This window comes from Siccibacter colletis (assembly GCF_000696575.1).
Lineage (GTDB): Bacteria > Pseudomonadota > Gammaproteobacteria > Enterobacterales > Enterobacteriaceae > Siccibacter > Siccibacter colletis.
In genome coordinates this window covers 1-22,466 of record NZ_JMSQ01000001.1, presented here as the reverse complement: position 1 = coordinate 22,466, position 22,466 = coordinate 1, and the positions used below count along the sequence as shown (strand labels likewise).

Here is a 22,466-nt window from a genome sequence, read left to right as displayed (position 1 = left end):
GTGATTGATAAAACTGCCTTTATTCATCCGACTGCTATTGTGGAAGAGGGTGCCGTTATTGGTGCCAACGCCCACATTGGCCCGTTCTGTATTGTTGGTCCGAACGTCACTATCGGCGAAGGTACGGTACTGAAGTCTCATGTAGTGGTGAATGGTCATACGACCATTGGTCGCGACAATGAGATTTATCAGTTCGCCTCTATCGGTGAAGTGAACCAGGATCTTAAGTACGCCGGGGAACCGACCTGCGTGGAAATTGGCGATCGCAACCGCATTCGCGAAAGCGTAACTATCCACCGCGGCACAGTACAGGGCGGTGGATTGACGAAGGTGGGTAGCGATAACCTGATGATGGTTAACGCGCATGTCGCACACGACTGCACCGTCGGCAGCCGCGTTATTCTCGCGAACAACGCCACGCTTGCCGGCCACGTATCGGTGGACGATCACGCTATCATCGGCGGTATGACCGCCGTACATCAGTTCTGCATCATCGGCGCACACGTGATGGTTGGCGGCTGCTCCGGTGTGGCGCAGGACGTGCCGCCTTATGTGATTGCTCAGGGCAACCATGCCACGCCTTACGGCGTGAACATTGAAGGCCTCAAGCGTCGCGGCTTCAGCAAAGAAGCGCTGCATGCTATTCGTAACGCTTACAAGCTGCTCTACCGCAGCGGTAAGACGTTTGAAGAGGCGAAGCCGGAAATCGCTGAACTTGCCGAACGTCATCCGGAAGTGAAGGCGTTTAGCGACTTCTTCGAGCGCTCAACACGCGGTCTGATTCGTTAAATGCAGGCGAAGCGTCCCCTTACGATTGCCCTGGTCGCCGGAGAAACCTCCGGCGATATTCTTGGTGCAGGTCTCATCCGCGCGCTGAAAGCGCGTCATCCCGACGCCCGTTTTGTTGGCGTCGCCGGTCCGCGCATGCAGGCTGAAGGCTGTGAAGCCTGGTATGAAATGGAAGAGCTGGCGGTGATGGGCATCGTGGAGGTGCTGGGCCGTTTGCGCCGTCTGCTGCATATCCGCGCCGACCTCACCCGTCGCTTCACCGAGCTGCAACCGGATGTCTTCGTGGGCATCGACGCACCTGACTTCAACATCACGCTTGAAGGCAAGCTGAAGCAGCAGGGCATTCGCACCATTCACTACGTCAGCCCGTCGGTCTGGGCCTGGCGCCAGAAACGCGTTTTCAAAATCGGCAGAGCCACCGACCTGGTGCTGGCATTTCTGCCTTTCGAAAAAGCGTTTTACGATAAATATAACGTTCCGTGCCGCTTTATCGGTCACACCATGGCGGATGCCATGCCGCTGGACCCGGATAAAAACGCGGCGCGCGATGTGCTTGGCATTCCTCATGAAGCCCACTGCCTGGCGCTGCTGCCGGGTAGCCGCGGTGCGGAAGTGGAGATGCTTAGCGGCGATTTCTTAAAAACCGCGATGCTGCTGCGCGAGCGCTGGCCCGATCTTGAAGTCGTGGTGCCGCTGGTTAACGCAAAGCGTCGCGAACAGTTCGAACGCATCAAAGCCGAAGTGGCGCCGGATTTACATATTCATCTGCTGGATGGTCAGGCGCGTGAAGCGATGATCGCCAGTGATGCAGCGCTGCTGGCCTCCGGCACCGCCGCGCTGGAGTGTATGCTGGCGAAATGCCCGATGGTGGTTGGCTATCGCATGAAGCCCTTTACCTTCTGGCTGGCAAAACGGCTGGTGAAAACCGAGTACGTCTCGCTGCCTAACCTGCTCGCCGGTCGCGAACTGGTAAAAGAGCTGCTGCAGGAGGAGTGCGAGCCGGCCCGTCTGGCCGCAGCGCTGACGCCGCTGCTGGACGGCGGGGCAAAAAGTCATGAAATGCACGACATCTTCCGTCACCTGCATGAACAAATTCGCTGCAATGCCGACGAGCAGGCAGCCGACGCGGTGCTGGAGTTAGCGCAATAATGATGGAATTTATCTATCCCCATACGCATCTGGTTGCCGGCGTTGACGAAGTGGGCCGCGGCCCGCTGGTCGGCGCGGTAGTGACCGCTGCGGTTATCCTCGATCCGCAGCGCCCCATCGTTGGGCTTGCCGATTCGAAAAAGCTGTCGGAAAAGCGCCGCCTGGCGCTGTACCTCGAAATCCGTGAAAAAGCGCTGGCCTGGAGCATTGGCCGTGCTGAACCGCATGAAATTGACGAGCTGAATATTTTGCACGCCACTATGCTGGCGATGCAGCGCGCCGTCGCCGGGCTGAACGTGGTGCCGGAGTATGTGCTGATCGACGGCAATCGCTGCCCGGCGCTGCCGATGCCTTCTCTGGCGGTCGTTAAAGGCGACAGCCGGGTGGCGGAAATCAGCGCGGCGTCAATACTTGCCAAAGTGACGCGCGACCAGGAAATGGCCGAGCTGGATCTCAGCTTCCCGCAATATGGATTTGCCCAGCACAAAGGCTATCCGACCGCTTTTCATCTTGAACGCCTGGCAGAACATGGCGCCACCATTCATCACCGACGCAGCTTCGCGCCGGTTAAACGCGCGCTGGGCCTTGTCTGCTAAGACACTGGCTTGTACATCGTTAATCGGAAACTGAGATGGCTGAACCACGTTTTGTACACCTGAGGGTGCACAGCGACTACTCCATGATTGATGGGCTGGCAAAGACGGGACCGCTGGTAAAAAAGGCGGCCGCGCTTGGCATGCCCGCGCTGGCGATCACCGACTTTACTAACCTGTGCGGTCTGGTGAAGTTCTACGGTGGATCGCACGGCCTCGGCATAAAACCGATCATCGGTGCTGATTTTGTGATGCAGAGCGATGCGCTGGGCGATGAGCTCAGCCAGATCACCGTGCTGGCGGCCAATAACACCGGATATCAGAACCTGACGCTGCTCATCTCCCGGGCCTATCAGCGTGGCTACGGCGTAAACGGTCCGTGGATCGACAGCGCCTGGCTGGCGGAGCTGAATGAAGGCCTGATCCTGCTCTCCGGCGGGCGCATGGGCGACGTCGGCAAATCGCTGCTGCGCGGTAACCGCGCTATGGTTGACAGCTGCGTGGCGTTCTATCAGCGCTGGTTTGCCGATCGTTTCTACCTGGAGCTGATCCGCACCGGTCGTCCGGATGAGGAAAATTATCTGCACGCCGCGGTCGCGCTGGCTGAAGAGACCGGTTTGCCGGTGGTCGCCACCAATGACGTGCGCTTCATTGACGCCGGCGACTTTGATGCGCATGAGATCCGCGTCGCCATTCACGACGGCTTTACCCTCGACGATCCGAAGCGTCCGCGTAACTACTCAACCCAGCAGTACATGCGCACCGAAGATGAGATGTGCGAGCTGTTTGCCGATCTCCCCGAAGCGCTGGAAAACAGCGTGGAGATCGCCCGGCGCTGTAACGTTACGGTGCGCCTCGGCGAATACTTCCTGCCGCAGTTCCCGACCGGGGATATGTCGACCGAAGATTTCCTCGTCATGAAATCGAAAGAGGGGCTGGAAGAGCGCCTGGAATTCCTGTTCCCGGACCCGGACGAGCGCGTGCAGAAGCGCCCCGAGTACGACGAGCGTCTGGATATCGAGCTGCAGGTTATCAACCAGATGGGCTTCCCGGGTTACTTCCTGATCGTTATGGAGTTTATCCAGTGGTCGAAGGATAACGGCATTCCGGTCGGGCCGGGTCGTGGTTCCGGTGCCGGTTCGCTGGTGGCGTATGCCCTGAAAATCACCGATCTCGATCCGCTGGAATTTGACCTGCTGTTTGAACGCTTCCTGAACCCGGAACGCGTCTCGATGCCTGACTTCGACGTCGACTTCTGCATGGAGAAACGCGACCAGGTGATCGACCACGTCGCCGATATGTATGGGCGCGACGCGGTATCGCAGATCATCACCTTTGGTACCATGGCGGCGAAAGCGGTGATCCGCGACGTAGGACGCGTGCTCGGCCACCCTTACGGCTTCGTCGATCGTATCTCTAAGCTGGTGCCGCCCGATCCGGGCATGACGCTTGCCAAAGCGTTCGAAGCTGAACCGCAGCTGCCGGAAATTTATGAAGCCGATGAGGAAGTGAAAGCCCTCATCGACATGGCGCGTAAACTCGAAGGGGTGACGCGTAACGCCGGTAAGCACGCCGGTGGGGTAGTTATCGCCCCGACTAAAATTACCGATTTCGCGCCGCTTTACTGCGATGAATCAGGTAATCATCCGGTCACCCAGTTTGATAAGAACGACGTGGAGTATGCAGGCCTGGTGAAGTTTGACTTCCTCGGTCTGCGCACGCTCACCATTATCGACTGGGCGCTGAAGATGATTAACCCGCGCCGCGAAAAGCAGGGGCTGGAGCCGATCGATATCGCCGCAATCCCGCTTGACGACAAGAAAAGCTTCGACATGCTGCAGCGCTCGGAAACCACTGCGGTGTTCCAGCTTGAATCGCGCGGCATGAAGGATCTGATCAAGCGTCTGCAGCCTGACTGCTTCGAAGATATGATCGCGCTGGTAGCGCTGTTCCGCCCGGGCCCGTTGCAGTCCGGAATGGTAGATAACTTTATCGACCGTAAACACGGACGCGAAGCCATTTCATACCCGGACATCCAGTGGCAGCATGAAAGCCTGAAGCCGGTTCTGGAGCCGACCTACGGCATCATCCTGTATCAGGAACAGGTGATGCAGATAGCCCAGGTGCTCTCGGGTTATACCCTCGGCGGGGCGGATATGCTGCGCCGCGCGATGGGGAAAAAGAAACCCGAAGAGATGGCCAAGCAGCGTTCTATCTTCGAAGACGGTGCGAAAAATAACGGCGTCGACGGCGAGCTGGCGATGAAAATCTTTGACCTGGTAGAGAAATTTGCCGGTTACGGATTTAACAAATCGCACTCTGCGGCTTATGCTTTGGTGTCGTACCAGACGCTGTGGCTGAAAGCGCACTATCCTGCCGAGTTTATGGCCGCGGTAATGACAGCGGATATGGACAACACCGACAAAGTGGTCGGGCTGGTGGATGAGTGCTGGCGTATGGGACTTAAGATCCTGCCGCCGGACATCAACTCCGGGCTGTATCACTTCCACGTCAATGATGATGGCGAGATTGTTTACGGCATCGGCGCGATTAAAGGCGTGGGCGAAGGCCCGATCGAAGCGATCCTTGAAGCGCGTAACGAAGGCGGCTATTTCCGCGAGCTGTTCGATCTCTGCGCCCGCACCGACACCAAAAAGCTCAACCGTCGGGTGCTGGAAAAACTGATTATGTCCGGGGCGTTTGACCGCCTCGGGCCGCACCGCGCCGCGCTGATGAATTCCCTGGGCGATGCCCTGAAGGCCGCGGATCAACATGCGAAGGCGGAAGCCATCGGCCAGGCGGATATGTTTGGCGTGCTGGCAGAAGAGCCGGAACAGATTGAGCAGTCGTATGCCAACTGCCAGCCCTGGCCGGAGCAGACCGTGCTGGATGGTGAGCGGGAAACCCTCGGGCTGTATCTGACGGGTCACCCCATCAACCAGTACCTGAAAGAAATTGAGCGTTATGTCGGCGGCATGCGCCTTAAAGAAATGCACCCGACCGAGCGCGGTAAAGTCATTACCGCCGCCGGTCTGGTCATTGCCGCGCGGGTCATGGTCACCAAGCGCGGTAACCGAATCGGCATCTGCACCCTTGATGACCGTTCAGGGCGTCTGGAAGTAATGTTATTCACGGACGCGCTGGAAAAATACCAGCATCTGCTGGAACAAGACCGAATCCTGATCGTCAGCGGACAGGTCAGCTTTGATGACTTCAGCGGCGGGCTTAAAATGACCGCCCGCGAAGTGATGGACATTGCTGATGCCCGTGAAAAGTATGCGCGCGGGCTTGCTATCTCGCTGACGGACAGGCAAATTGATGACCAGCTTTTGAACCGTCTCCGTCAGTCTCTGGAACCCCACCGTTCGGGGACAATTCCAGTACATCTCTACTATCAGAGGGCGGATGCACGTGCGCGGTTGCGTTTCGGCGCAACCTGGCGTGTTTCCCCGAGCGATCGTCTCTTGAACGATCTGCGTGGCTTGATCGGTTCGGAGCAGGTGGAACTGGAGTTTGACTGATGCGTCAGCATCAGCGTTCCCGAGTTTTGATACTCGAACCGGAAGCCGCGTGGCCTGCCAGGTCCGGAGCAGGTGGAACTGGAGTTTGACTAAAACAGGAATACTATGAGTCTGAATTTCCTTGATTTCGAACAGCCGATTGCTGAGCTGGAAGCGAAAATCGATTCCCTGACGTCGGTAAGCCGTCAGGATGAAAAACTGGATATTAACATCGATGAAGAGGTGCTTCGTCTGCGCGAAAAAAGCGTAGAGCTGACGCGTAAAATCTTCGCCGATCTGGGTGCATGGCAGATTGCGCAACTGGCGCGTCATCCGCTGCGTCCGTATACCCTGGATTACGTTCGTCTGGCGTTTGACGAGTTTGATGAACTGGCTGGCGACCGCGCTTACGCGGACGATAAAGCCATCGTGGGCGGTATCGCACGCCTGGATGGTCGCCCGGTGATGATCATTGGTCATCAGAAAGGCCGCGAAACCAAAGAGAAGATCCGCCGCAACTTCGGTATGCCGGCCCCGGAAGGCTACCGCAAAGCGCTGCGCCTGATGGAAATGGCTGAACGCTTCAATATGCCGATCGTGACCTTCATCGACACCCCTGGTGCCTATCCGGGCGTGGGTGCGGAAGAGCGCGGTCAGTCCGAAGCCATTGCCCGCAACCTGCGCGAAATGTCACGTCTGACCGTACCGGTGATCTGCACCGTTATCGGCGAAGGCGGTTCCGGCGGCGCGCTGGCGATCGGCGTGGGCGATAAAGTCAACATGCTGCAGTACAGCACCTACTCAGTTATCTCCCCGGAAGGTTGCGCCTCCATTCTGTGGAAAAGCGCAGATAAAGCCCCGCTGGCGGCTGAAGCGATGGGCATCATCGCACCGCGTCTGAAAGAGCTGAAGCTTATCGACTCCGTGATCCCGGAGCCGCTGGGTGGCGCGCACCGCAACCCGGAAGCGATGGCTGCATCCCTGAAAGCGCAGCTGCTGGCCGATCTTGAAGATCTGGACGTGCTGAGCAAAGACGATCTGCTCAACCGTCGCTATCAGCGTCTGATGAGCTACGGCTACGCCTGATTAGGGTTTGTTATCTGCCATCAAGGGCCGCATGATGCGGCCCTTTTTTTATGCCTGCAGCACTGAGATTATGTGAGTTGTCGCGTGAGACGTTGTGAGAATGCAACGCCCGCGCTTTCCATACACTCCCTTCACCACATCGGTATGTTCAATGCGAAAAGGGGAAGGGTATGACATCACCACACATCGCCGCGCTGGGTGCGGCAGGCTTACTGTTTGGCGCACAGGCGGGGGCAGCGCCGTTACTCACTGCCAGCGAACCTTACAGCGTTAACGCGGCGGATCTGCAGAAGAAAGAGCAGGAGCTGAGTGGATTTCCGCTGATGCAGTCGGTAAAAGCGTCTATCCGCACGCTGGATAATGCCCAGGTTGAAAAAATCGAGCCGGGTAACAGTGGCAATCCGGAAAACGTGCGGCGGGTAGAAAGCATCATTAGCGCGAAGGACTGGGATTTTCTCTTTCCGCTGCGCGCCAGAGAGTACACCTACGTGAACTTCCTGAAAGCGGTGGGTAAATTCCCGGCGGTGTGCGGCGCCTACAGCGACGGGCGTGACGCCGAAGCCATCTGCCGTAAGTCGCTGGCGACGATGTTTGCCCACTTTGCTCAGGAGACGGGCGGGCACGAGAGCTGGCGCGAGGAGCCGGAGTGGCGTCAGGCGCTGGTCTACCTGCGTGAGATGGGCTGGGCCGAAGGGCAGAAGGGCGGCTATAACGGCGAGTGCAACCCTGATACCTGGCAGGGGCAGACCTGGCCCTGCGGTAAGGACAAAGACGGCGACTTCCTGAGCTACTTTGGTCGCGGTGCCAAGCAGCTCTCGTATAACTACAACTACGGTCCGTTCTCCGATGCGATGTATGGCGATGTGCGCCCGCTGCTGGATAAACCCGATCTGGTTGCCGATACCTGGATGAACCTGGCGAGCGCCATCTTCTTCTTCGTCTATCCGCAGCCGCCAAAACCCAGCATGCTGCACGTCATCGACCAGACCTGGCAGCCGAATCAGCATGACAAAGAGAGCGGGCTGGTGCCGGGCTTCGGCGTCACCATCCAGATTATCAACGGTGGCGTGGAGTGCGGCGGCGAAGCGGAGAACGCCCAGTCGCTGAACCGCATCGCCTATTACAAGGAGTTCGCGAAATACCTCAAGGTAAACGTGCCGGCGGATGAAGTGCTGGGCTGTAAGAAAATGAAGCAGTTTGATGCCGGTGGTGCGGGCGCATTGCCGATCTACTGGGAGATGGACTGGGGCTGGAGCACCACCACCCCGGACGGGCTGACCTATGCCTGCCAGCTGGTGGGTTATCAGACGCCGTTCAGCGCCTTTAAAGACGGCGACTATACCCAGTGCGTGAAAAAACACTTCAACGTTAAGGTGGTTGAGGATGGATCGGCCACGCCAGCGCCAACCCCGACGCCAACCCCAACGCCGCAGCCTTCACCGGGTCAGACCAACGTCGCGCCGATTGCACGTATCAGCGGGCCGGTCGGCGCGGTCGAGGCCGGTAGCAAGGTATCGCTCAACGGTGCTGGCTCCAGCGATGAAAATGGTGATGCGCTGACCTACAACTGGATGGCGCAGACCGGGCAGACCGTGAGCGGCAAGGATAAGAGCGTGGTGACCTTTAACGTGCCTGACACCGCCGCCGATGCGCAGTACATCATCAGCCTGAAGGTGGACGACGGGAAGCTGAGCGACACGACGACCTACACCCTTAACGTGAAAGCGAAGGCGAAAACGCCGGATGACAAGCCGACCGCGTATCCGGCCTGGTCAGGTAGCCATGCCTGGAAACCCGGGGACATCGTGCTGAACAACGGTGCGCTCTACCAGTGCAAACCCTTCCCGGAAGGAAGCTGGTGCAGCGTGGCTCCAGCCTACTACGAGCCGGGCGCCGGTATCGCCTGGTCCGATGCCTGGACCGCGCTGTAACCCTGTTGCCAGCCTGCGGGCTGGCACTTTCCCTGCTCAACCCCCTCCCGCGAGGTGGTTTTTTCCCTTATCGGCTGCCGACGCGCTTCACTCAACTATGCTTACCAGACGCTTTTTTCCAGGAGGTAAGCATTGAATACCATTGCCATCATGGGCCCGCACGGGGCGTTTTATAAAGATGAACCCATCAGGGAGCTGCAGCAGGCGCTTATTCAGCAGGGGTTTCAGCCGGTATGGCCGGACAACAGCAACGACCTGCTGAAGCTTATCGAACACAACCCGCGCGTCTGCGGCGTGATCTTTGACTGGGACGAGTACAGCCTCGATCTGTGCTGCGAGATCAATCAGCTCAACGAGTACCTGCCGCTGTATGCCTTCATTAATACCCACTCGACGATGGACGTTACCGCCAACGAGATGCGCATGGCGCTGTGGTTCTTTGAATACGGGCTGGGCCAGGCGGAAGATATCGCCGCGCGCATCCGGCAGTACACCAATGAGTATCACGACAACATCATGCCGCCGCTGACCAAAGCGCTATTCACCTATGTGAACGAGGGGAAATATACCTTCTGCACGCCGGGGCATATGGCCGGCACCGCTTACCAGAAAAGCCCGGTCGGCTGTCTGTTTTACGATTTTTTCGGCGGCAATACCCTGAAAGCGGACGTCTCGATCTCGGTAACCGAGCTGGGATCGCTGCTCGATCACACCGGGCCGCATCTGGAGGCCGAAGAGTATATCGCCCGCACCTTCGGGGCCGAGCAGAGCTACATGGTGACCAACGGCACCTCCACCTCGAATAAAATCATCGGCATGTATGCCGCTCCTGCGGGCAGCACGCTGCTGGTGGATCGCAACTGCCATAAGTCGCTGACGCATCTGCTGATGATGAGCGACATCGTCCCGATCTGGATGAAACCCACCCGCAATGCGCTGGGCATTCTCGGTGGCATTCCGCGGCAGGAGTTCCTGCGCGCCACCATCGAGCAGAAAGTGGCGGCCACCCACGGCGCGAGCTGGCCAGTGCACGCCGTAATCACCAACTCCACCTATGACGGGCTGCTGTATAACACCAACTGGATCAAGCAGACCCTCGACGTGCCGTCGATCCACTTCGACTCCGCCTGGGTGCCCTATACCCATTTTCACCCGATCTACAACGGCAAAAGCGGCATGAGTGGCGAGCGGGTGCCAGGCAAAGTGTTCTACGAAACCCAGTCCACTCATAAAATGCTGGCTGCGCTCTCCCAGGCATCGCTGATCCACATCAAAGGGGATTACGACGAAGAGACCTTCAACGAAGCGTACATGATGCACACCACTACCTCGCCGAGCTATCCGCTGGTGGCCTCCATCGAAACCGCGGCGGCGATGCTGCGCGGCAATCCCGGACGGCGGCTGATCAACCGCTCCGTCGAACGCGCGCTGCATTTTCGTAAAGAAGTGCAGCGTCTTCGCGAAGAATCTGATGGATGGTTTTTCGATATCTGGCAACCTGAGGATATCGAGGAAGCCGACTGCTGGCCCATTGAACCGGGACGGGCGTGGCACGGCTTCAACAATGCCGATGGCGACCATATGTTCCTCGACCCGGTTAAGGTCACGATCCTGACGCCGGGCATGAACCAGCAGGGCGAGATGAGCGAAGAGGGGATCCCGGCGGCGCTGGTGGCGAAATTCCTCGACGAGCGCGGGGTGGTGGTGGAAAAGACCGGCCCCTACAATTTGCTGTTTCTGTTCAGCATCGGCATTGATAAGACCCGGGCGATGAGCCTGCTGCGCGGGCTGACGGAGTTCAAACGCGCCTGGGATCTCAATCTGCGGGTGAAAAACATGCTGCCGGATCTCTACGCAGAAGATCCGGATTTCTATCGCAACATGCGCATCCAGACGCTGGGGCAGGGCATTCACGATCTGATCCGCCAGCACAAATTGCCGGAACTGATGCTGCGGGCGTTCGACACGCTGCCGGAGATGAAAATGACGCCGCATCAGGCGTACCAGCAGCAGGTAAAGGGTAACGTTGAAACCGTGGAAATTGACGGCCTGCTGAACCGGGTGTCGGCCAACATGATCCTGCCGTATCCGCCGGGCGTGCCGCTGGTGATGCCGGGGGAGATGATCACCGAGCGGAGCCGGGCCGTCCTCGATTTTATGCTGATGCTGTGCTCTATTGGCCGTCACTATCCCGGTTTCGAAACGGATATTCACGGTGCCAGACTCGGGGAAGACGGCGTGTACCGGGTCAGGGTGTTAAAACAGGCTTAATGGCTTTCGGCAGCGCTGGCACAGGCTGCCGCATCAAACTAAGGAGAAAGGAATGCTGGGTTTAAAGCAGGTGCACCATATCGCCATCATCGCGTCGGATTATCAGACCAGTAAATCATTCTACTGTGACGTGCTGGGTTTTAACCTGTTATCAGAGGCCTATCGCGAGGCGCGGGACTCCTGGAAAGGCGATCTCGGCCTCGGGGAGCAGTACGTAATTGAGCTGTTCTCGTTTCCCTTCCCGCCCGCGCGCCCGAGCCACCCTGAAGCCTGCGGCCTGCGTCATCTGGCCTTCAGCGTCGATGACATTGACCAGGCGGTAACCCATCTCGAATCCCACGGCGTGAAGTGCGAGCCGATCCGCATCGATCCGCTGACCAACAAACGCTTCACCTTCTTTGCCGATCCCGATGGCCTGCCGCTGGAGCTTTACCAGCAGTAACGCTTGCAAGCGCGGATAATGCCCGGTAACGTTCCGGGCTTAACCGCCCGGTCTGTGACATACCCCTATGACGCCCGATACGCTTCTTGCTTTGCTTCGCCCGTCACACCAGTTTCTGGTGGCGTACAGCGGCGGCCTCGACTCCACGGTGCTGCTGCATCAGCTGGTGCAGCTCCGCGCCGCGCATCCAGATTTGCACCTGCGCGCCATCCATATCCATCACGGTCTGAGTGACAACGCCGATGCCTGGGCGGCGCACTGCCAGGCGCAGTGTGATGCCTGGCAGGTGGCGCTGGACGTCGTGCGCGTGACGCTGGTGGATGACGGCAACGGGATTGAAGCCCAGGCACGCGAGGCGCGTTATCGGGCGTTGTCTGCTGCGCTGCGCACGGATGAAGCGCTGGTCACCGCGCAGCATCTGGACGATCAGTGCGAAACCTTTTTACTGGCGCTCAAGCGCGGCAGCGGTCCGGCAGGGCTGGCGGCGATGCCCGCCGCTGTGCCGTTCGGCGCGGGATGGCTGCGTCGTCCGCTGCTCAATACGCCGCGTCATACGCTGGAGCAGTGGGCGCAGCAGCACGGCCTGCAGTGGATTGAGGATGAAAGCAATCAGAGCCGCCGCTTCGATCGTAACTTCTTACGGCTGGATGTTCTGCCGTTACTCAATGCACGCTGGCCCCACTTCGCCGGCATGGTAGCCCGCAGCGCCGCGCTGTGCGCCGAGCAGGAGCAGTTGCTGGATGAGCTGCTGGACGATGAACTGCACAGCCTGCTGGATGCCCGGGGCACTCTTGCGATCGTCCCCCTGAAAGCCATGCGCGAGGCAAAGCGTGGCGCGCTGCTGCGGCGCTGGTTTGCCACGCATCATGCGCAGATGCCGTCGCGTGCGGCACTGGCGCGAGTCTGGTCCGAAGTTGCGCTGAGCCGGGAAGATGCTGCGCCAAAACTGGTGTTCGGCGATTACGCGGTGCGGCGTTATCAGGACCGGCTCTGGTGGGTAAAAAATCTGCCAGCGCCGACGAACCCGGTCATTTACTGGGATGCGCCGTATTCGTCGCTCAGCCTGACGGGCGGGAGGCTGTCTCTCGGGGAAGGGCAGCGCGTGCGCGCGCCGCGAGACGGGGAACGCGTGTCGATCCGCTACCGCGCCGCAGGCACGCTGCATATCGTCGGGCGCGAGCGCGGGCGCAGCCTGAAAAAACTGTGGCAGGAACTGGGCATTCCGCCGTGGGAGCGCGAGATCGTGCCGCTGCTGTTTTACGGCGAACAGCTCATTTCCGCCGTGGGCGTGTTTGTTACTCAGGAAGGGCGGGCTGGGGATGAAAACGGCTGGCAGCTGTGCTGGGAGCGTGATGCAGAGGCGTAAAAAAGGGCAGCTCAGGCTGCCCACGTTGTAAACCGGAGGGGGATCAGGATTCGCTCACCACGACGGTACCAATTTCAGGATGGCTGAAGCTGGCGATCTTATCGAGGCGCAGCTCGCGTGTGGCACCCGCGTCTTCAACAATCAGGTATTCCACATTTTTACGTGACACCAGATCGCTGGCCTTCGCCTTCAGAACCTCACCGCTTTTAAGCTCCAGCGTCAGTAATAAATGATGCTGGCAGGCGAGTTCGAGATTGTCATAGTCATCGCAATTGATGGGTTGATAGGCATCATTCATTGACATAATCGCTCACCAGTAAGTTCGCGGCAGCATACGCCGCCTTTTCCCTGACCGCCTCTGAAATGGCGTCGTTCTCAACGACCTCATTCAGAACCCGTAATACGCAGCCCAGCGCATCGGGGACGTACCCCAGATCGCCGCTGGCAATCTCAGCATAACGCTGGCGTATTAACTCACAATATTTTTCCACATGCCCTCCTGTCCAGAGCCCAGACAACAGACTTTTCGTGGGATGCACGATAAGCCTACGAGGATAAACTCTGTTTAGCAAGGTGACTATACCATACTCGCCGCGCCATTATCAGCGTGGCACCGGGGCAGAATGTCAAAGCCCGACAGCGCTTTACGGGCAAATTCGTTACAATAGCCGCTCTTATGAAAAGGAGTGGTGTGATGGCGTTAAAAGCAACAATCTACAAAGCAATGGTCAACGTGGCCGACATGGATCGTAACCAGTATCTTGATACCACGCTGACCCTAGCGCGCCACCCTTCTGAAACCGAAGAGCGCCTGATGCTGCGCCTGCTGGCGTGGATCAAGTTCGCGGATGAGCGTTTGCAATTTACTCGCGGTCTCAGTGCCGAAGACGAGCCGGAAGCCTGGCTGCGCAACGATCATCTGGGTATCGATCTGTGGATTGAGCTGGGTCTGCCGGATGAAAAGCGCGTCAAGAAAGCCTGCACCCAGTCTAAAGAGGTGGCGCTGTTCGCCTATAATAGTCGTGCGGCGCAAATCTGGTGGCAGCAAAACCAGACGAAGCTTGCCAGCTACAGCAACCTCAGCATCTGGTATCTGGATGATGAGCAGCTGGCGAAGCTGACGGCCTTTGCGACGCGCACGATGTCGCTGCAGGCAACGATTCAGGAGGGCGCCATCTGGCTGTCGGACCCTGAAAACAACCTGGAAATTCACTTTACCACCTGGCAACAGCACGCATGATTGAACTGTCACGCAACGTCACCATTCCCGATAACGAGGTGGAGATCACCGCCATTCGCGCCCAGGGGGCGGGCGGACAGCACGTCAATAAAACCTCGACCGCCATTCATCTGCGCTTCGATATTCGCGCCTCCAGCCTGCCCGAGTCGTATAAAGAGCGCTTGCTGGCCGCCACGCATCACCTGATCACCGCCGACGGGGTGGTGATCATCAAAGCTCAGGAGCACCGCAGCCAGGAGATGAACCGCGAAGCGGCGATCGCACGTCTGGTTAACCTGATTACGGAACTAACGACCCCGCAGAAAAGTCGAAGGGCTACAAAACCGACGCGCGCCTCAAAGCTGCGCCGGCTCGATGCTAAATCCCAGAAATCAGCCACCAAGGCGCTGCGAGGCAAGGTCCGGGGTCTGTAACAGGGAATCAATGAAAAGGAATACCCATGAAAAAACGATTTATCCTGATTGCGGCCCTGTGCGCCGTGGCGGCGCTGCCGGGATGTAATAACCGGAATGACGAGCGCTCCGTTGCCCAGGAGCAGGCGGGAGAGCTGAAAGCGATGCAGCAGAGCTACCGCGGGGTGCTGCCCTGCGCTGACTGCAGCGGTATCGAAACCACGCTATTTCTGGAAAAAGACGGTACCTGGGTGATGAACGAGCGTTACCAGGGCGGCAAAGCTGACAGCGCATTTGCGTCGTATGGCCGCTGGGCGCGCACCGCCGACCGGCTGGTGTTGACCGGGGTTGATGGTGAGAAGCGCTATTTCCGCCCGAAAGGCGACGATCTGGAAATGCTCGACCGGGAAGGGCACCCCATCGAATCGAATTTCGATTACACCCTGAAAGCCGTGGATGCCGGGTTACCCGCCACGCCGATGGTGATGAAAGGTATGTACCGCTATATGGCGGATGCAGCGGTATTCACCGACTGTGTGACCGGCAAGCGCACCGGTGTGACGAACAATGCGCAGCTTGAACGTGGCTATGCCCAGGCGCGGGGTGAGGCGGGTGCGCCGGTACTGCTGATCGTGAAGGCGCATTTTGCCATCGACGCCAATGAAGATACCGGCGCGCCGGAAAAAACGCTGGTGGTGGATGAGCACGGCACCTTTACTGCTGGCAAAGGCTGCGATGACTGAGCCTCCGGCCGGTAAATAAAAAAGCCCCGCCAGTGCGGGGCTTTTGTTTTTCCGGGAGGGATTAACGCGGGATGTTTGCCAGCAGGTAATCCAGGATGTCGCCGGTCTTGATCATCTTCTTCTCGCCGCTGCGACGGTGTTTGTACTCAATCTCGTCGCTGTCGAGGTTGCGGTCGCCAATCACCACGGTGTGCGGAATACCGATCAGTTCCATATCAGCAAACATCACGCCCGGACGCTCTTTACGATCGTCCATCAGCACATCAATGCCTTTAGCGCGCAGCGCGTTGTAAAGATTCTCGGCCAGCTCCTGCACGCGGAAGGATTTGTGCATGTTCATCGGCAGGATCGCCACCTGGAACGGGGCAATCGCGTCCGGCCAGATGATGCCGCGGTCATCGTTGTTCTGCTCAATCGCGGCAGCCACCACGCGGGTCACGCCGATACCGTAGCAGCCCATGGTCAGGATCTGATTGCGACCATCTTCACCCTGTACCGAGGCTTTCATCGCTTCAGAGTATTTGGTGCCAAGCTGGAAGATATGACCCACTTCGATACCGCGTTTGATAAGCAGCGTGCCCTGACCATCCGGGCTGACGTCGCCGACCATTACGTTACGGATATCGGCGACTTCCGGGGTCGCCAGATCGCGATCCCAGTTAATACCGAAGTAGTGTTTGCCATCGACGTTAGCGCCCGCGGCAAAGTCGCTCATCACCGCTACGCTGCGATCGATAACCACCGGCACCGGCATATTGACCGGACCGAGCGAACCAGGGCCGGCGTTAACCGCGGCGCGGATCTCTTCTTCGGTGGCGAAAGTCAGCGGGCTTGCGACCTGCGGCAGTTTCTCCGCCTTCACTTCGTTGAGCTCGTGATCGCCGCGAACCAGCAGGGCAACCAGCGGGTAAGCGCTGCCTTCCACCGCTTTCACCAGCAGAGTTTTCACGGTTTTTTCGACCGGCAGGTTGAACTGCTCTACCAGCTGGGCGATGGTTTTCGCGTTCGGGGTCTCAACCAGCGTCATCTCCTGGCTGGCGGCGGCGCGCGGCTCAGCAGGCGCAACGGCTTCGGCCAGTTCGATGTTGGCGGCATAGTCGGAACCGGTAGAGAAGACGATATCGTCTTCGCCGCTCTGGGCCAGCACCTGGAATTCGTGCGATGCGCTACCGCCGATAGAGCCGGTATCTGCCTGTACCGCACGGAAATCCAGCCCCATGCGGGAGAAGATTTTGCTGTAGGCGGCGTACATGTTGTCGTAGGTTTCCTGCAAGGATTCCTGGGTGGTGTGGAACGAGTAGGCATCCTTCATCAGGAACTCGCGGGAGCGCATCACGCCAAAGCGCGGACGCACTTCATCACGGAACTTGGTCTGGATCTGGAAGAAGTTAAGCGGCAGCTGCTTATAGGAGCTGAGCTCGTTACGGATCAGGTCAGTGATCACCTCTTCATGCGTCGGACCGAGCACAAACGGACGATCGCCGCGATCGACCAGGCGCAGCAGCTCCGGGCCGTACTGCTCCCAACGTCCGCTCTCCTGCCACAGATCTGCTGGCTGCACCACCGGCATAGACACCTCGATCGCACCGGCGTTGTTCATCTCTTCACGCACGATGTTTTCGACTTTTTTCAGCACGCGCAGGCCGGTCGGGAGCCAGGTATACAACCCGGAGGCCAGCTTGCGGATCATCCCGGCGCGCAGCATCAGCTGATGGCTGATCACTTCCGCGTCGGCAGGTGTCTCCTTAAGGGTGGAGAGCAGATATTGGCTAGTACGCATGTTGTTACGGTTCCATTTGAGACATGCAGGCTGAGTGATGCCTGACACAAAAAAGTGGTTTAGTTTATCAGTGTGACAGAGTTGCCAAAAGAGAGTGATATCAATTTAGCGTGCTTCGAGTGCAAACACTTCTGCGCCATGCTCGGTTACCCGCCAGCGCACGTTGAAATCCAGCAGCCAGACGGCATAAGTTTTGCCCGCGTCTTCGCCCTTACGGTAGGCCGGGCGCGGGTCCTGAGCCAGCACATCGCGGATGAAGCGCTGAAGATGCGGATAGCGTTTTTCCAGGGTCTGCAGGCGGGCGGCGATCTCTGCGGTGAAAAAGACCGGCATATCGGCCTCGGGCGCGTGTTGCGCATAGCCGGCACGGGCATCGGGCAGCGCTTCGGCGAATGGCAGGTAGGGTTTGATATCAATGATCGGCGTGCCATCCACCAGATCGAGGCTGCCCAGCTTCAGGATCACGCGCTCTTTCTGGCAGATAATGCCTTTGATTTCGACCAGCGACATACCCACAGGGTTCGGGCGAAAGGTAGAGCGCGTGGCGAATACGCCCATCCGCGCATTACCGCCCAGCCGTGGCGGGCGCACCGTAGGCCGCCAGCCGCCTTCCATCGTCTGATGAAACACAAACAGCAGCCACAGATGACTGAAGCCTTCGAGGCCGCGCAGCGCATCGGGCTGATTGTAGGGCGCGAGAAGATGGAGCTCGCCGTGCCCGTCTTTCACCAGGCCTGGCTGGCGCGGGACGGCGAATTTTTCTTTATAAGGGGAGCGGATAACGCCGATTTGCTCAAAGCTGAATGCGGTCATTTCGCAGAAACGTTAAGCGCCGAACCGATACAAATTGCCTGACGATAACAACCCGGCGTGCCGCTGGTCACTTCACAGCTGTGCAGCAGAACCGCGTTCGCTTTCATTTTAGAGGCGTTGATCTGTAGGCGTTTCCGGGCGGTCGGGATATTCGGCGGTGAGTCCTGATTGCTGGCCTGGCACGACTCGCCGGTGACTTCACCCATATCGCGGAACGGTTTGCCCAGTAAGTCTTCAGCATTGGTGTAGATTTTTACCGGCGCAGGGGCTGATGCACGTGGTCTGGTCGGTTCCGTTTTCGCAGGCGCTGTCGTGCTTTTGGCAGGTTCAACAGGGGATCTGTCTAACATGGAACAGCCGCTCAGGGCGAGCGCTAATAAACAGATCGGTAAAGCACGCATAATTTGTCCTCGATGAATAAGCAAGATAAGCATGATTGAATCAGGTAATGGATACCGGCGGCAGCATAACGTCATGGAAGCGTGCGCTGCGTCGGGTAAAAAAGGTGTTGTTACCCGAAAAAGGTACCCGGTCAAAAATAACCGTCAATATCCTATAGCAACTTTAAAAGGTTGTCTGTTCAGAATAGTGGACAACATTTACCGCGAGACGGGCCAGAAATGAAAAAACGGGCCGTAGCCCGTTTGGTATAACTGTTGCGCTCAGGCTTACCAGCCTTTTACCGCGCCGCCGTTGAAGACTTTATTCGCTGCGGCGTTCACTTCTTCAGACTGATAGGCCTGTACAAATTTCTTCACGTTTTCCGCGTCTTTATTGTCTTCGCGGGTAACCAGCATGTTTACATACGGGGAGTCTTTATCTTCCACGAAGATGCCGTCTTTAGCCGGGGTCAGGTTGATCTGGCTGGCGTAGGTAGTGTTGATAACGGCCAGGGCAATCTGATCATCATCCAGCGAGCGCGGCAGCTGCGGCGCTTCCAGTTCAACAATCTTCAGGTTTTTCGGGTTTTCGGTCACGTCCAGCACGGTCGGCAGCAGGCCGATATCGTCTTTCAGTTTAATCAGGCCCACTTTCTGCAGCAGCAGCAGGGAGCGACCGAGGTTGGTCGGGTCGTTAGGGACCGCAACCTGAGAACCCGGCTGCAGCTCTTCCAGTGACTTAATCTTTTTGGAATAGCCAGCGATCGGGTAAACGAAGGTGTTGCCCACTGACACCAGCTTGTAGCCGCGATCTTTGATCTGCTGATCCAGATACGGTTTGTGCTGGAAGGCGTTCAGGTCGATGTCGCCTTTGCTCAGGGCTTCGTTCGGCAGAACGTAATCGTTAAAGGTCACCAGCTCAACATCAAGACCGTATTTCTCTTTTGCAACTTTCTGCGCCGCTTCAGCCACCTGCTGCTCAGCACCGACGATTACGCCCACTTTAATATGGTTCGGATCTTTCTCTTCCTGACCACAGCCTGCCAGCGCCAGCGAGCCGATAAGCGCACCCATCACCGCCAGAGTTTTCAATTTGAACGCCATAATCTTTCCTTACTCAAGTATCTTGATGTTGTGTGTAACTGCTTATTTGTGGGTAACCGTACGGACGATACGATCGCCTGCAAACTGAATTAAGTAAACCAGAACCACCAGCAATACCAGAACGGTATTCATTACGGTAGCGTTGTAGCCGATATAACCGTACTGATAGCCAATCTGACCGAGACCGCCGGCACCTACCGCGCCGCCCATCGCCGAGTAGCCAACCAGCGTGATAAGCGTAATGGTTGCGGCGTTCACCAGCCCCGGCAGCGCCTCCGGCAGCAGGATCTTACGAATAATTTGCAGCGGCGTTGCGCCCATCGCCCGTGAGGCTTCGATCAGGCCAGCCGGAATTTCCAGCAGAGCATTTTCCACCATACGCGCAATAAAAGGTGCAGCGCCGACGGTAAGTGGAACGATCGCGGCCTGCAGACCGATTGACGTGCCGACAATCACGCGGGTGAAGGGGATCATCCACACCAGCAGGATAATGAAGGGAATTGAACGGAAGATATTCACCAGCGCAGAGATAGCACGGTAAAGCTTCGCGTTTTCACTAATCTGCCCCGGACGGGAAATATAGAGCAGCACGCCAACCGGCAGACCAATGACAAAACCGAAGAAGCCGGAGACAAAGGTCATCGCCAGCGTCTCCCAGACGCCTTTAACCAGTAACCACATCATTGCTTCAGACATAACCTAACACCTCGACTTTCACATGATGTTCCTGGAGATAAGCGACCGCGGCTTTTGTATCCTGCTGCGAGCCGTGCATTTCAGCGAGCATAATGCCGAACTTCACGCCGCCGGCGTAATCCATCTGCGCGCTGATAATGTTGTTATTAACGTTGAAACGACGTGCGGTTTCCGAAAGCAGCGGAGCATCCACCGACTGACCGGTAAATTCCAGACGCAGCAGCGGTACGCTTTCCGCGGTTTCCGGCGCAGGGCGCAGGCGAACCGAGTAATCTTCGGGTACGTCGAGATGCAGCGTGGACTGAATAAACTGTTGCGCCAGCGGCGTTTTCGGATGAGAGAACACTTCGCTCACCGTATCCTGCTCAATCAGTTCGCCGTTGCTGATCACTGCCACGCAGTCGCAGATGCGCTTCACGACATCCATCTCATGGGTAATCAGCAGGATCGTCAGCCCAAGGCGGCGGTTTATATCCTTTAACAGCTCCAGAATGGAGCGCGTGGTGGCCGGGTCGAGGGCGCTGGTGGCTTCATCGCACAGCAGCACTTTTGGGTTACTGGCCAACGCGCGGGCAATGGCAACGCGCTGTTTCTGTCCACCGGAAAGGTTAGCGGCCCAGGCGTCACGCTTGTCGGAAAGCCCAACCAGCTCCAGCAGTTCGTTGACCCGACGTTCGATCTCTTCGCGCGGCGTGTTATCCAGCTCCAGCGGCAGGGCGACGTTACCAAACACGGTACGGGATGAGAGTAAATTGAAGTGCTGGAAGATCATGCCAATCTGGCGACGAGCCTGAGTGAGCTGCGATTCAGAGAGCGCAGTCAGATCCTGGCCACCGACCAGTACCGTGCCCTGCGTGGGGCGTTCCAGCAAGTTAACGCAGCGAATCAGCGTGCTTTTACCGGCACCGGAGGCACCAATCACGCCGTAAATTTGCCCGGCAGGAACGTGCAGGCTGACATTGTTCAGCGCGTTCACCACGCGATTGCCCTGCTGGAACACTTTGGTGATATTCGAAAGTTTTATCATCAGGCTAATAATTATCGTAAACGAGTAAAGGGTGGCATTTTATACTGCCAGACACGGACAAACGCCGTTATTGCAACGGATGGTAAGGCATCCAGACGTCTAAATCAATGCGGGCGACGCAATGACACTTTCTCTCAAAGGGAAACATGCGATACTAGGCGGCATAACTTATCTCAGGAGTACTCTGGTGGCGAATCAAGTCCCGGCTATTTTTCTCGACCGCGATGGCACTATTAATGTCGATCACGGTTATGTTCATGAAATCGACCAGTTTGAGTTTATCGATGGCGTTATCGATGCGTTGCGTGAGCTGAAGGCGATGGGCTACGCGCTTGTGCTGGTAACTAACCAGTCAGGTATCGCTCGTGGGCTGTTTACTGAAGACCAGTTTGAAACCCTGACCGAATGGATGGACTGGTCGCTGGCGGATCGCGGCGTCGATCTGGACGGTATCTATTATTGTCCGCACCATCCGGAAGCGGCGGTAGAGGCGTTTCGCCAGAGCTGTGACTGCCGTAAACCGCAGCCGGGCATGCTGATCTCAGCGCGTGACTATCTTCATATAGATATGAGCGCTTCTTATATGGTGGGTGATAAAGCAGAAGATATGCAGGCCGCCGCCGCCGCCCAGGTAGGAACGCGCGTGCTGGTGCGTACCGGTAAACCGGTAACAGAAGAAGCGGAAAAAGCGGCTGACTGGGTGCTGAATAGCCTTGCAGAACTGCCTCAGGCCATCAAAACGCGGGAAAAACAGGCGTAACGGTCAAAAGGCGAGCGGTCGTCATTTTTTTTCATATTACCGCTTGCCATCTCTCTCAGGCTCCCTATAATGCGCCTCCATCGACACGGCGCTAACGAATCACTTCGCAGCGTCGGGTCTGAAGAGAAAAGCTCAAATAGAGCTTGACTCTGAAAGAGGAAAGCGTAATATACGCCACCTCGCGACAGCAGGCTGCAGGCCGCGTCGCACTGCTCTTTAACAATTTATCAGACAATCTGTGTGGGCACTCGGGGCACTGATATCTTTCACGTCGCAAGACGAAAAAGCATTATCAAGTCTCAAGAGTGAACACGTAATTCATTACGAAGTTTAATTCTTTGAGCATCAAACTTTAAATTGAAGAGTTTGATCATGGCTCAGATTGAACGCTGGCGGCAGGCCTA

At 57.5% G+C, this 22,466-nt stretch carries 21 protein-coding genes; 13 read left to right on the top strand and 8 right to left on the bottom strand.

What is annotated here, in order from left to right; all coding sequences use genetic code 11:
* The 9 genes from lpxA (at position 1) to tilS (ending at position 13,127) form a co-directional block, all read left to right on the top strand.
* Positions 1-789 (top strand): acyl-ACP--UDP-N-acetylglucosamine O-acyltransferase, encoded by a 789-nt coding sequence (gene lpxA / locus ET34_RS0100110; RefSeq protein ID WP_031518432.1) that lies wholly within the window; start codon positions 1-3, stop codon positions 787-789.
* Entirely contained in the window at positions 790-1,938 is a 1,149-nt protein-coding gene (gene lpxB / locus ET34_RS0100105) for a lipid-A-disaccharide synthase (protein WP_031518430.1), read from the top strand.
* A complete protein-coding gene (gene rnhB / locus ET34_RS0100100) occupies positions 1,938-2,534 on the top strand; it encodes a ribonuclease HII (RefSeq protein WP_031518428.1) in 597 nt (198 codons plus the stop codon). The genes lpxB and rnhB overlap by 1 nt, the downstream gene beginning before the upstream one ends.
* Before the next feature lie 35 nt (positions 2,535-2,569).
* Positions 2,570-6,052 carry a DNA polymerase III subunit alpha gene (dnaE, locus tag ET34_RS0100095; RefSeq protein WP_031518427.1) on the top strand — a complete coding sequence of 1,161 codons (3,483 nt, stop codon included), beginning with the start codon at positions 2,570-2,572 and terminating at the stop codon, positions 6,050-6,052.
* Between the two features lie 105 nt (positions 6,053-6,157).
* The gene (accA, locus tag ET34_RS0100090) at positions 6,158-7,117 is read left to right on the top strand and encodes an acetyl-CoA carboxylase carboxyl transferase subunit alpha (RefSeq protein WP_031518425.1); all 960 of its coding nucleotides are present in this window, start codon (positions 6,158-6,160) and stop codon (positions 7,115-7,117) included.
* Between the two features lie 170 nt (positions 7,118-7,287).
* Positions 7,288-9,048: a chitinase gene (locus tag ET34_RS0100085; RefSeq protein WP_031518423.1), complete on the top strand. Its 1,761-nt coding sequence runs from the start codon at positions 7,288-7,290 to the stop codon at positions 9,046-9,048.
* Between the two features lie 132 nt (positions 9,049-9,180).
* Complete coding sequence (locus ET34_RS0100080) at positions 9,181-11,319, top strand: lysine decarboxylase LdcC (protein ID WP_031518422.1); 2,139 nt, start codon at positions 9,181-9,183, stop codon at positions 11,317-11,319.
* Positions 11,320-11,371: 52 nt separating this feature from the next.
* Positions 11,372-11,761: a VOC family protein gene (locus tag ET34_RS0100075; RefSeq protein ID WP_031518420.1), complete on the top strand. Its 390-nt coding sequence runs from the start codon at positions 11,372-11,374 to the stop codon at positions 11,759-11,761.
* Between the two features lie 67 nt (positions 11,762-11,828).
* On the top strand, positions 11,829-13,127 hold the full coding sequence (gene tilS / locus ET34_RS0100070; protein ID WP_031518418.1) for a tRNA lysidine(34) synthetase TilS: 1,299 nt from the start codon (positions 11,829-11,831) through the stop codon (positions 13,125-13,127).
* A 43-nt stretch (positions 13,128-13,170) separates the two neighbouring features.
* Here the strand turns inward: tilS and rof are convergent, their stop codons facing one another.
* Together rof and ET34_RS0100060 are read right to left on the bottom strand one after the other, a co-directional pair.
* Positions 13,171-13,431 carry a Rho-binding antiterminator gene (gene rof / locus ET34_RS0100065; RefSeq protein WP_031518416.1) on the bottom strand — a complete coding sequence of 87 codons (261 nt, stop codon included), beginning with the start codon at positions 13,429-13,431 and terminating at the stop codon, positions 13,171-13,173.
* Positions 13,418-13,618, bottom strand: coding sequence for a YaeP family protein (locus ET34_RS0100060; protein WP_031518415.1), 201 nt, complete (start codon positions 13,616-13,618; stop codon positions 13,418-13,420). The genes rof and ET34_RS0100060 overlap by 14 nt, the downstream gene beginning before the upstream one ends.
* A 203-nt stretch (positions 13,619-13,821) precedes the next feature.
* Between ET34_RS0100060 and ET34_RS0100055 the strand changes: the two genes are divergently transcribed.
* From ET34_RS0100055 to nlpE, 3 genes are read left to right on the top strand one after another with little or no spacing between them, the layout of a single operon-like run.
* Positions 13,822-14,367: a YaeQ family protein gene (locus tag ET34_RS0100055; protein ID WP_031518413.1), complete on the top strand. Its 546-nt coding sequence runs from the start codon at positions 13,822-13,824 to the stop codon at positions 14,365-14,367.
* Positions 14,364-14,780 carry an alternative ribosome rescue aminoacyl-tRNA hydrolase ArfB gene (gene arfB / locus ET34_RS0100050; protein ID WP_031518411.1) on the top strand — a complete coding sequence of 139 codons (417 nt, stop codon included), beginning with the start codon at positions 14,364-14,366 and terminating at the stop codon, positions 14,778-14,780. The genes ET34_RS0100055 and arfB overlap by 4 nt, the downstream gene beginning before the upstream one ends.
* A gap of 26 nt (positions 14,781-14,806) precedes the next feature.
* A complete protein-coding gene (gene nlpE, locus ET34_RS0100045; RefSeq protein WP_031518409.1) occupies positions 14,807-15,502 on the top strand; it encodes an envelope stress response activation lipoprotein NlpE in 696 nt (231 codons plus the stop codon).
* 61 nt (positions 15,503-15,563) lie between these two features.
* Here the strand turns inward: nlpE and proS are convergent, their stop codons facing one another.
* The 6 genes from proS to metN all read right to left on the bottom strand — a co-directional run bounded on the left by proS (position 15,564) and on the right by metN (position 21,302).
* Complete coding sequence (proS, locus tag ET34_RS0100040; protein ID WP_031518407.1) at positions 15,564-17,282, bottom strand: proline--tRNA ligase; 1,719 nt, start codon at positions 17,280-17,282, stop codon at positions 15,564-15,566.
* Positions 17,283-17,387: 105 nt separating this feature from the next.
* The gene (tsaA, locus tag ET34_RS0100035; protein WP_031518406.1) at positions 17,388-18,095 is read right to left on the bottom strand and encodes a tRNA (N6-threonylcarbamoyladenosine(37)-N6)-methyltransferase TrmO; all 708 of its coding nucleotides are present in this window, start codon (positions 18,093-18,095) and stop codon (positions 17,388-17,390) included.
* Positions 18,092-18,496 (bottom strand): Rcs stress response system protein RcsF, encoded by a 405-nt coding sequence (gene rcsF, locus ET34_RS0100030; protein ID WP_031518404.1) that lies wholly within the window; start codon positions 18,494-18,496, stop codon positions 18,092-18,094. Before rcsF ends, tsaA begins: the two co-directional genes overlap by 4 nt.
* 267 nt (positions 18,497-18,763) lie before the next feature.
* Positions 18,764-19,579, bottom strand: a complete 816-nt coding sequence (locus ET34_RS0100025; RefSeq protein WP_031518402.1) for a MetQ/NlpA family lipoprotein — start codon at positions 19,577-19,579, stop codon at positions 18,764-18,766.
* A 42-nt stretch (positions 19,580-19,621) separates the two neighbouring features.
* Positions 19,622-20,275, bottom strand: coding sequence for a methionine ABC transporter permease MetI (locus tag ET34_RS0100020; RefSeq protein ID WP_031518400.1), 654 nt, complete (start codon positions 20,273-20,275; stop codon positions 19,622-19,624).
* Positions 20,268-21,302, bottom strand: a complete 1,035-nt coding sequence (gene metN, locus ET34_RS0100015; protein WP_031518398.1) for a methionine ABC transporter ATP-binding protein MetN — start codon at positions 21,300-21,302, stop codon at positions 20,268-20,270. The genes ET34_RS0100020 and metN overlap by 8 nt, the downstream gene beginning before the upstream one ends.
* 121 nt (positions 21,303-21,423) lie before the next feature.
* On the opposite strand from metN, the gene gmhB reads away from it, so the two are divergent.
* On the top strand, positions 21,424-22,062 hold the full coding sequence (gene gmhB / locus ET34_RS0100010; RefSeq protein ID WP_330217910.1) for a D-glycero-beta-D-manno-heptose 1,7-bisphosphate 7-phosphatase: 639 nt from the start codon (positions 21,424-21,426) through the stop codon (positions 22,060-22,062).
* Positions 22,063-22,466 lie beyond the last annotated feature (404 nt).

Bases quoted from the DNA above. Each gene is read 5' to 3' on its own strand.
- lpxB (WP_031518430.1), top strand. From the start codon at position 790: ATGCAGGCGAAGCGTCCCCTTACGATTGCCCTGGTCGCCGGAGAAACC.
- rnhB (WP_031518428.1), top strand. From the start codon at position 1,938: ATGATGGAATTTATCTATCCCCATACGCATCTGGTTGCCGGCGTTGAC.
- dnaE (WP_031518427.1), top strand. From the start codon at position 2,570: ATGGCTGAACCACGTTTTGTACACCTGAGGGTGCACAGCGACTACTCC.
- accA (WP_031518425.1), top strand. From the start codon at position 6,158: ATGAGTCTGAATTTCCTTGATTTCGAACAGCCGATTGCTGAGCTGGAA.
- ET34_RS0100085 (WP_031518423.1), top strand. From the start codon at position 7,288: ATGACATCACCACACATCGCCGCGCTGGGTGCGGCAGGCTTACTGTTT.
- ET34_RS0100075 (WP_031518420.1), top strand. From the start codon at position 11,372: ATGCTGGGTTTAAAGCAGGTGCACCATATCGCCATCATCGCGTCGGAT.
- tilS (WP_031518418.1), top strand. From the start codon at position 11,829: ATGACGCCCGATACGCTTCTTGCTTTGCTTCGCCCGTCACACCAGTTT.
- rof (WP_031518416.1), bottom strand. From the start codon at position 13,431: ATGTCAATGAATGATGCCTATCAACCCATCAATTGCGATGACTATGAC.
- ET34_RS0100055 (WP_031518413.1), top strand. From the start codon at position 13,822: ATGGCGTTAAAAGCAACAATCTACAAAGCAATGGTCAACGTGGCCGAC.
- arfB (WP_031518411.1), top strand. From the start codon at position 14,364: ATGATTGAACTGTCACGCAACGTCACCATTCCCGATAACGAGGTGGAG.
- nlpE (WP_031518409.1), top strand. From the start codon at position 14,807: ATGAAAAAACGATTTATCCTGATTGCGGCCCTGTGCGCCGTGGCGGCG.
- proS (WP_031518407.1), bottom strand. From the start codon at position 17,282: ATGCGTACTAGCCAATATCTGCTCTCCACCCTTAAGGAGACACCTGCC.
- tsaA (WP_031518406.1), bottom strand. From the start codon at position 18,095: ATGACCGCATTCAGCTTTGAGCAAATCGGCGTTATCCGCTCCCCTTAT.
- rcsF (WP_031518404.1), bottom strand. From the start codon at position 18,496: ATGCGTGCTTTACCGATCTGTTTATTAGCGCTCGCCCTGAGCGGCTGT.
- ET34_RS0100025 (WP_031518402.1), bottom strand. From the start codon at position 19,579: ATGGCGTTCAAATTGAAAACTCTGGCGGTGATGGGTGCGCTTATCGGC.
- ET34_RS0100020 (WP_031518400.1), bottom strand. From the start codon at position 20,275: ATGTCTGAAGCAATGATGTGGTTACTGGTTAAAGGCGTCTGGGAGACG.
- metN (WP_031518398.1), bottom strand. From the start codon at position 21,302: ATGATAAAACTTTCGAATATCACCAAAGTGTTCCAGCAGGGCAATCGC.
- gmhB (WP_330217910.1), top strand. From the start codon at position 21,424: ATGACACTTTCTCTCAAAGGGAAACATGCGATACTAGGCGGCATAACT.